An 8,614-nucleotide genomic window follows, 5' to 3' on the forward strand; every position below is an offset into this window, starting at 1 on the left:
GTCACATAGACACCACTATGATCCTCAAAACCGTGAAAATTTGGCCTCGATTCCCCACTCGGCTCGCTACGGACGCTCAAGCCCGACAGACTCCTAGGCCACATTTCCCCATCACGATTTTAATATCTGCCCATCCGCATAACCGGAGTTCACCATGAAGCGCCGCATCCTGTTTTTGTGCACCGGAAATTCCTGCCGCTCCCAGATGGCCGAGGGGTGGATGCGCCGTCTGGGCGGCGAGACCTGGGAGGTTTTCTCGGCCGGGATCGAGGCCCACGGTCTGAATCCCCGCGCCGTGGCCGCCATGAACGAGGTCGGCATCGACATCGGCGGCCAAAGCTCCGACATCCTCGATCCCGAGCTGCTGCCGAGCCTCGACCTGCTGGTCACCGTCTGCGGCCATGCCGACGAAACCTGCCCGGTGGTCCCGGCCAACTGCCGCAAGATCCACTGGCCCCTGCCCGATCCGGCCAAGGCGACCGGGACCGAGGAAGAGGTCGCCGCCCAGTTCCGGGCGGTGCGCGACGAGCTGAAAGCCCGCGTCGAAGCGTTGTTGCGGGAGGAGGGTTGAGATGGCCGCCAAGACCAAAGCCGATATGGGCTTCTTCGAGCGCAATCTGACCTGGTGGGTCTTCGCCTGCATCGCGGTGGGGATTGGGCTGGGCAAGCTGCTGCCGGGGGTGTTTCAGGCGGTGGGGGGGCTGGAGGTCGCCAACGTCAACCTCCCGGTGGCGGTGCTGATCTGGCTGATGATTGTCCCCATGATGGTCAACGTCGATTTCCACGGCATCGTCAATGTCGGCAGACAACCCAAGGGGCTGATCGTCACCTCGGTGGTGAACTGGCTGATCAAACCCTTCTCGATGGCGCTGCTCGCCTGGCTCTTCTTCGGCACCCTGTTCGCCGCCTGGATCACCCCCGCAGATGCGGCCGAGTACACCGCCGGACTCATCATCTTGGCCGCCGCCCCCTGCACCGCCATGGTCTTTGTCTGGTCGTACCTGTGCGACGGCGATCCCAACTACACCCTGGTGCAGGTCTCCTTCAACGATCTGGTGATGATCGTCGCCTTTGCCCCCATCGTCGGCTTTTTGCTGGGGCTATCGGACATCCACGTCCCCTATGCCACCCTGCTGCTTTCGGTGGTGCTCTACATCGTCATCCCGCTGGGGGTTGGCACCCTGCTGCGTCGGCACTGGTTGAGGCGGGGCGGGCAAGCGCGGCTGGAGGCGATGAAACACACGCTGGGGCCGGTCTCGATCGGCGCCCTGCTGCTGACCCTGGTGCTGCTGTTCGGTTTTCAAGGTGAAAAGATCCTGGCCGAGCCGCTGGTGATCGGGCTGATCGCCATCCCTATTTTGATTCAGGTCTATTTCAACGCCGCCCTGGTCTATGGCTGGGGCTGGTTGTGGCGGGTGCCCCACAACGTCTCGGCCCCCGGCGCGTTGATCGGCGCCTCGAACTTCTTCGAGCTGGCGGTGGCGGTCGCCATTGGACTGTTTGGCTTCGACTCGGGGGCGGCGCTGGCGACCGTGGTGGGGGTGTTGGTCGAGGTTCCGGTCATGCTCACCGTGGTTGCGTTTGTGAATCGCAGCCGAGAGCGCTACCTGCTCCGCAGCATGGGGTGATCCCCCAGTCGCTTAAAACCAAGGCCCCGCAAGGGGCCCTTTTTGTGGCTGCAACTCCCTGCAAACATCGCTTAATTAGCGATGTCTGATGTTCTTGGAATCGGGCAAAGGGTGCTCTACATTCCTGGTCCCTTTCCATTTCCTTACTGGAACATGACAAAAAATCAAGAGGATCAGGAGTCCACATGAACATCCGCAAAGCGCTGTTGTTGGCCGCCCTTCCCGTTGCCCTGACCCTGACCAGTTGTGCTCACGACGACCACGGCCCGGCCCTGGCGATGGAATCGCACGGTGGGGACGCCCACCATCATGCCGCCCACCAGGAGGGGGAGCACCACCACGCCCCCCATTGGAGCTACAGCGGCGAAGGGGCCCCGGCCCATTGGGGTGAGTTGAAAGCCGAGTTCGGCACCTGCGCCGCTGGCCAGGCTCAATCGCCGATCAACCTGACCGGCGCCGCCAGCGCCCCCGTGCCCGCCCTGCAGGTCAACTACGGCAGCACCACCCTGCATGTGGTCAACAACGGCCATACCATTCAGGCCAACGTCGATTCCGGCAGCACCCTGACCGTCGCCGGCAAGACCTACAACCTGCTGCAATTCCACTTCCACTCCCCCAGCGAGCACACCGTCGACGGCCAGCCCGCCGACATGGTGGCCCACTTCGTCCACAAGGCCGAAGACAGCTCCCTGGCGGTGATCGGGGTGCTGATTCAGGCGGGGGCCGAGAGCGCCGCCCTGGCTCCGGTGCTGAGCAACATGCCCGCCGAAGAGGGTGGCAAGGTCGACAACGCGCAGGTCACCTACGATCTGGCCAGCATCCTGCCCGCCGACCGCAGCCACTTCCATTACAGCGGCTCCCTGACCACCCCCCCTTGCTCTGAGGGTGTCGATTGGAACGTGATGGCCACCCCGGTGCAGATCTCGGCGGCGCAGCTCGACGCCTACCGTCATCTCTACCTGGGCAACGCTCGTCCGGTGCAGCCCCTCAACGGCCGCGCCCTCGACATGGGCATGTAAAACCCCACGCAGTTGCAGCAACCAGCGGCGGCCTTCGGGCCGCCGTTTTTTTTGGGGCGTGGATGACAGCCCCTTGGACTTATCGGCCCCATGGGACCTATAGGTGCCCACCTGCCCCGGTTGTTTTATGCTGGCCCCATGACCCTACCCACCTCCTCCCCCTGGTTTTGGATCGCCGTGATCCTGGCCCCGTTTGCCCAAATCGTCTCGGGGATCTACCTGTGGCGCTTCTGGCAGCGTTACCAAGAGCGGCGCCGCCGCAACGACCCATGATGACCCCTGCGTTCGGCCCCCAACCCCTGCTCGACCTATTCACTCGCCACCCCCACCTCTTCGTGACCGGGACCGACACCGCCATCGGCAAGACCACCACCACGACCGCCATCATCCGCACCCTTCGGGCATCGGGGGTGAACGCTGTGGGGCTGAAACCATTGGTTTCGGGGGTGGAGGAAGACGGCACTTGGGGCGATACCGAGGCGATTTTTGCGGCCAATGCTGGACTGCTGCCCCGTGCAGTCGTCTCCCCCGTCCGGCTTCAAGCGCCCAAAACCCCCAAGCTGGCGGCCCGCGACGAGGGGATCGCCATCGACCTGGCGGCGGTTTCGGCCCAGGCGCTTGAAACCCTGGCGGGATTCGAGGCGGGGCTGATCGAGGGGGTCGGCGGCCTGCTGGCACCGCTCGACGCCGCGGGAAGGAGCAATGCGGACTGGATCGCCCGTCTCGACCTCCCCGCCCTGGTGGTCACCACCCCTCGGCTGGGGACGATCAACCACACGGCGCTCACCGTCGAGGTCATGCGGATGCGGGGGCTGACACTGGCGGGCTTGGTGCTCAACCGCTGGAGCGGCTCGCCGGACGACCACGAGATGCTGGAAGAGCTGGAACACATCGCCCCGGTGGTATGGGGGATTGAGGAATTTTGAAAATTAACGTCAGGGGGGGGACCCATGTCTCCAAAACAGAAAATTACTACAAATTTTGTGTTCAGGAAGCATGCGGTAATTGGAGCAACCGCTGCAGAACAAGACCATAAGTTTCTTGATGAATGCTTTATCGACAATGGTGACATTGACGTACTAGCTGACTGTTCAAACCCTAAAAGAATTATCCTAGGGCGAACAGGAAGCGGCAAAAGCTCTTTGCTTTATAAACTTGCAAAATGCAGAGAAAATGTAATTGATCTTCCCCCAGAAGCCCTTTCGTTATCATATATTTCAAATTCAGGAATTATCAGATATCTCGAAGAGAATGGCGTCAAGCTAGACATCTTCTATACAATGCTGTGGAAACACGTATTTACAGTTGAACTACTCAAAAAGAAATTCAACATAAAGGACGAAGAAGCAAAAAATAAGTTCCTCCAATGGCTTGCTCCACTATTTGAGCGCAACAAAAAGAAAGAGCAAGCATTGAGATACCTTGAAACATGGGGGAAAAATTTTTGGAATGAAACAGAATACCGAATTAAAGAATTTACCACTACCCTTGAAGATACACTAAAGGACTCATTAGGAGCAAACCTCCACGGCGTCCAGTTTGAAACTTCCTCTGAGAGCAAAATATCCACTGAAGAAAGAGCTGAGATTATTAATCGCGCCCAGCGCGTAGTTAACGAGGTTCAAGTTAAAGACTTGTATGAAGTAATCAACTTATTATCCGATCACGTATTCCATGACCCCCAGGAACACTATTACATTATGATTGACCGTCTTGACGACAACTGGGTCGATGACAGCATTAAATACAAGCTCATTAGGGCGCTTTTTGAATCAATAAAGACATTTCAAAAAGTTCAGAACGTGAAGATTATTGCAACAATACGAACAGACCTTCTGCACGATGTTATTGAGCGCACTAGGTCCCAGGGATTTCAGGAAGAAAAGTTCCATTCAATGTATCTGAAAGTAAATTGGAATGAGCGGCAGATTGAATCGATACTCAGCTCTCGCGTCGGCAAACTAATTCGCGACCAATACACGAAGACAAGGGTCGATATACATGATATTCTTCCCGACAGATATATCGATGGCGTTAGTCCAATTAAATATATAATAGATAGGACATTTCTCCGCCCAAGAGAGGCTATACAGTTTTTTAATGACTGCTTAGATAAGGCCGAAGGTAAAGCCACAATATCCATAAAAAATATCCGTGACGCGGAGCCAGAATACTCTCGAACTAGGCTTCGATCTTTGGGCGATGAGTGGCACATTCTGTGCCCAAATATTTATGACTCCTTCAAACTACTAGAAAACAAATCTGTTCCGTTCCAATACCGATCAATTACAGATGATGAAATTGATGAGCTATTAACTTTAATTGCATCATCTGGCGATCAAGCTGGCCCGTTGAAATCTCTAGTTGACGGCTATACAAATGGCAGTAAAACAAAAAAGGAGGTTCTGATTGAACTAATTAGGTCCTACTACAGAATAGGAATACTTGGGGTAAAAATAAATAATCACAGTCCGGTTATGTGGTCATACTTGAACGATGCTGATCTTTCTCCAGGACAGATAAAGCCGACAACCCACCTGTTTGTTCATCCTACTTATTATCTTGCCCTAGGCGTTTCTCCAAAAAATAGAGGTCGACAATGAATACCTTCCCCGGCTTTCCCCCCGCCACCATCGAATTCCTGGCCGACCTGACCCTGAACAACCACCGGGAATGGTTCACCGCCCACAAGAAACAGTTCGAGCAGGTGGTGCAAAACCCGGCGCTCGACTTCATCGCCGCCATGGGGCCGGTTTTCGAGCGCATCGCCCCCCACTACGAGGCAATCCCCAAAAAGGTGGGGGGCTCGCTGCTGCGCATCTACCGCGACACCCGTTTCTCGAAGGACAAAACCCCCTACAAAACCAACGTCGGCATCCACATGCAGCACCGGGATCACCGTGACATCCACGCCCCCGGCTATTACCTGCATCTGGCCCCCGACGGTTGTTTTCTCGGGGTGGGGATCTGGCACCCCGAGGCTGAGCCGCTGGCCCAAATCCGCGCCGCCATTGCCGAACAACCGCAGGCCTGGATCGCCGCCCGCGACGCCCTGACCGGCTCGGGTTGGCAGATGGAGGGGGACAGCCTCAAACGCCCCCCCAAGGGGTTCGCGGCGGACCATCCGCTGATCGAGGATCTCAAACGCAAAGATTTCTTGGGGCTGTACCCCCTGCGTTTCGAGGAGGTCACTCAGCCCGATTTCGTCGCTCAGGTCGAAACCCGGTATGCCCAAGGCGACAGCCTAATGCGCTTTTTGTGCGCCGCCTTGGAGCTGCGGTTTTAACCCGACTTTGTCCACGCAGCGTTCGCCCGTCACGAGGGTTCCCCCATGGCCCAATTCTTCGCTGTCATCACCGACAAGCACCGCGAGTTCATCGCCCGGCAGAAGCTCTATTTCGTCGCCACCGCCGCCCCCGAGGGGCGCATCAACCTCTCCCCAAAGGGGCAGGACACCTTCCGGGTGCTTGGCCCCAACCGAGTGGTCTGGCTCAACCTGACCGGCAGCGGCAACGAAACCGCCGCCCATCTGCGCATCGCCGAGCGCATGACGGTGATGTTTTGCAGCTTCGACGCCGATCCCCTGATCGTGCGGCTGTTCGGCACCGCCAGGGCGATCCATCCCCGCGACCCCGAGTGGGACGCGCTGATCGGTTGCTTCCCCAACAGCCTCGGCGCCCGGCAGATCATCGACATGCAGGTGACCCAGGCGCAGAGCGCCTGCGGCTTTGCTGTGCCGCAGTACGAATTCAAGGGGGAGCGGGACCTTCTCACCGACTGGGCCAAACAGAAGGGGGAAACGGGGGTGCGGGCCTATTGGGACACAAACAACCGCATCAGCATCGACGGGCTGCAGACCGGCATTATGGAGGGGGAGGATTCATGAAACCGCGCATCGGCATGATTACCCTGGGGGTTCGCGACCTGAAACGGGCGGTCGCCTTTTACCAAGCGCTGGGGCTACCCCGGTTGGCCGTCGAGGGGACCGAGGAGGATGTCGCCTTTTTCGATTTGCAGGGGACGTGGCTGGGGCTGTTCGGCTGGGAGGCGCTGGCCGAAGACGCCCACGTCGCCCCCGAGGGGAGCGGCTTTCGCGGCGTGACCCTGGCCTACATGGGGGCCGACGCTGAAGAGGTCGACGCGGTGCTGGCCGAGGCAGCAGCGGCGGGGGGGCGCATCGTCAAACCGGGGCAGAAGGTCTTCTGGGGCGGCTATTCGGGCTACTTCGAAGACCCCGACGGCCACCTCTGGGAGGTCGCCTTCAATCCCTTCTTCTGGCCGGGGCCGAAGGACGAAGCGTAGGGGTAAGGGCGCAGCGAGATCCGCCAGGGCGACGGTGGTCGGGCTTGCCTGTGGGAAGAGGCGGTGTCGCCGAAGCGAAGCTGAGCTTTTTGGTCGGGAAAGGGTTGGGCGGTCGGGGCTGGGTTGGGCTCGAAGAGACTGCGTTGCCCCTTCCTCCTTCCTCCTTCGACAAGCTCAGAATGAGCGGGAAGTCCGTGGCCACGACGGAGCGTGGCCCTCCAAAGGGCGTTGCTCGGAGGGCGAGGGCAGGGGGGGTACATCCGGCGGCTCAACCCCCACCCATTCAACCCCGCCTACCTGCTCACCCCTCCCCAAAAACCTCAATGGGTGCAGTGCAGCGGCGGCCTTCCCCTAACCGCACCAGGGTCACCGGGGTCGGCTCGCGCAGCTTGCGGCAGGCGGCGTTCAAGATCTCCCCCACCACCGCTTCGGGACTCAACATCGCAATCTCGTCGCCGTAGTAGGTGGTGAACACCGCGTCGCATTCGCGGCTGACCTCCAGCAGCAACTCAGGATTGCCATCACATTCCAACCCGAGCCAGTGCAACGCCGCTTTGCGAAAACGGCGGCAGGACTCGTTGGGGTTGTGCTCGTCGGCGCAATCGATGAGCAAACGGCGGCTTTCGGGGGGGACGTGGGCGAGCAGGGCGGCGGCCCCCTCCTCAAGCGTGACCGGCAACGTCGTCGGGGTTTGCTCACGCATCAGCAGGTGGTGGCGGGCGGTTTGGGCCACCATCACCAGCACCTCTTCGATGTGAATCACCGGGATCTCCTCCCCCTCGAAAGAGACGATCACGGTGCCCCGACGCCGGGCAGCGTCTAAAACCAGGGGAAGGTTGCCGTCGCGGCCCACCCCGAGCAGATGGCACATCCGCCCGAACAGATTCCCCCCCACCAACGCCCGCACCCCCCCTTCCGGGTAGGCAGCCAGGGTCTGTCGCTGTTGGCCGTTCAACCCTGCCAGCAGGGTTTCGGCAGCTTCATGGATCGTTTGGGGCCAGGCCCCCGCTTCCTTGTTCATCGCGCACCTCCGGTTCGATTGGATCGACTTGGACGGGCGGAATGATCGGACGGGGATGTGGCGGGGGCGTGACGGGGGGACTCAAGAGACGATTTCGGACGGGGAGATGCCTCAGATGCGTCACCGACGCACAAACAGCCTAGTCAACTTTTCTTTCAAAACACCGGCCTGTTCCCGGTACATCCGTCGCAGAGTTTCCTGATAGCCACGGTCGGTAAAAAATTCGACGGGGGCATTAAACTCTGTAAACAGTTTATCCGCCGCAATCACAGCAGTTGTTTTGTTGTCGATCAAAATAAACTCGAGCGTTGACGATACCAAATATTCCCCGGAAGAGGCTTTGTAAGACCTGAATCCGTGCCCAAAAATCCCCGCATCCCACCCGGTACTAGTGACGACGAATTTTTTTAGAAGAGTCGCCTAGTCCATATGAAAAACCTTTCATGGCGACCTTTTTAAGGTCATTTTTCGCCCAGTTTATGACCTATTTTTGCGTTCGGGCAAAAGAAGACCATTCGCCCTTTATTGGGGCGTTACACGTGTTTTTTTTTGCCGATTTTCGGCGCTATCCCGTGCAGCATAGATCCACATAATGATCCCGAAACACCTGGAATGCTGGGCAATTATTGGCCAAGCCCAAGGAC

At 58.7% G+C, this 8,614-nt stretch carries 8 protein-coding genes; 7 read left to right on the top strand and 1 reads right to left on the bottom strand.

Annotation, left to right across the window (positions count from 1 at the left end; translation table 11 throughout):
- The first annotated feature begins 154 nt into the window (after positions 1 to 154).
- From AUJ55_01345 to AUJ55_01375, 7 genes are all read left to right on the top strand, one after another.
- Positions 155 to 571 (top strand): arsenate reductase (thioredoxin), encoded by a 417-nt coding sequence (locus AUJ55_01345; GenBank protein OIO61098.1) that lies wholly within the window; start codon positions 155 to 157, stop codon positions 569 to 571.
- Position 572: 1 nt separating this feature from the next.
- Positions 573 to 1,628: an arsenical-resistance protein gene (locus AUJ55_01350; GenBank protein ID OIO61099.1), complete on the top strand. Its 1,056-nt coding sequence runs from the start codon at positions 573 to 575 to the stop codon at positions 1,626 to 1,628.
- A 278-nt stretch (positions 1,629 to 1,906) separates the two neighbouring features.
- A complete protein-coding gene (locus AUJ55_01355; protein OIO61105.1) occupies positions 1,907 to 2,647 on the top strand; it encodes a hypothetical protein in 741 nt (246 codons plus the stop codon).
- Between the two features lie 269 nt (positions 2,648 to 2,916).
- The gene (locus AUJ55_01360; GenBank protein OIO61100.1) at positions 2,917 to 3,573 is read left to right on the top strand and encodes a dethiobiotin synthase; all 657 of its coding nucleotides are present in this window, start codon (positions 2,917 to 2,919) and stop codon (positions 3,571 to 3,573) included.
- A gap of 1,673 nt (positions 3,574 to 5,246) precedes the next feature.
- Positions 5,247 to 5,933: a TIGR02453 family protein gene (locus tag AUJ55_01365; protein ID OIO61101.1), complete on the top strand. Its 687-nt coding sequence runs from the start codon at positions 5,247 to 5,249 to the stop codon at positions 5,931 to 5,933.
- 45 nt (positions 5,934 to 5,978) lie between these two features.
- Positions 5,979 to 6,533, top strand: a complete 555-nt coding sequence (locus AUJ55_01370) for a pyridoxamine 5'-phosphate oxidase (protein ID OIO61102.1) — start codon at positions 5,979 to 5,981, stop codon at positions 6,531 to 6,533.
- Positions 6,530 to 6,949: a glyoxalase gene (locus tag AUJ55_01375; GenBank protein OIO61103.1), complete on the top strand. Its 420-nt coding sequence runs from the start codon at positions 6,530 to 6,532 to the stop codon at positions 6,947 to 6,949. The genes AUJ55_01370 and AUJ55_01375 overlap by 4 nt, the downstream gene beginning before the upstream one ends.
- Positions 6,950 to 7,250: 301 nt before the next feature.
- On the opposite strand, the gene AUJ55_01380 is transcribed toward AUJ55_01375, so the two are convergent.
- Positions 7,251 to 7,970: a hypothetical protein gene (locus tag AUJ55_01380; GenBank protein ID OIO61104.1), complete on the bottom strand. Its 720-nt coding sequence runs from the start codon at positions 7,968 to 7,970 to the stop codon at positions 7,251 to 7,253.
- Between the last annotated feature and the right edge of the window lie 644 nt (positions 7,971 to 8,614).

The sequence above is a fragment of the Proteobacteria bacterium CG1_02_64_396 genome (assembly GCA_001872725.1).
In the GTDB taxonomy this organism is placed as follows: Bacteria; Pseudomonadota; MNWR01; order CG1-02-64-396; family CG1-02-64-396; genus CG1-02-64-396.

Excerpts from the sequence above, each read along its gene's own strand:
- AUJ55_01345 (OIO61098.1), top strand. The coding sequence starts at position 155 with ATGAAGCGCCGCATCCTGTTTTTGTGCACCGGAAATTCCTGCCGCTCC.
- AUJ55_01350 (OIO61099.1), top strand. The coding sequence starts at position 573 with ATGGCCGCCAAGACCAAAGCCGATATGGGCTTCTTCGAGCGCAATCTG.
- AUJ55_01365 (OIO61101.1), top strand. The coding sequence starts at position 5,247 with ATGAATACCTTCCCCGGCTTTCCCCCCGCCACCATCGAATTCCTGGCC.
- AUJ55_01380 (OIO61104.1), bottom strand. The coding sequence starts at position 7,970 with ATGAACAAGGAAGCGGGGGCCTGGCCCCAAACGATCCATGAAGCTGCC.
- AUJ55_01355 (OIO61105.1), top strand. The coding sequence starts at position 1,907 with ATGGAATCGCACGGTGGGGACGCCCACCATCATGCCGCCCACCAGGAG.
- AUJ55_01360 (OIO61100.1), top strand. The coding sequence starts at position 2,917 with ATGATGACCCCTGCGTTCGGCCCCCAACCCCTGCTCGACCTATTCACT.
- AUJ55_01370 (OIO61102.1), top strand. The coding sequence starts at position 5,979 with ATGGCCCAATTCTTCGCTGTCATCACCGACAAGCACCGCGAGTTCATC.
- AUJ55_01375 (OIO61103.1), top strand. The coding sequence starts at position 6,530 with ATGAAACCGCGCATCGGCATGATTACCCTGGGGGTTCGCGACCTGAAA.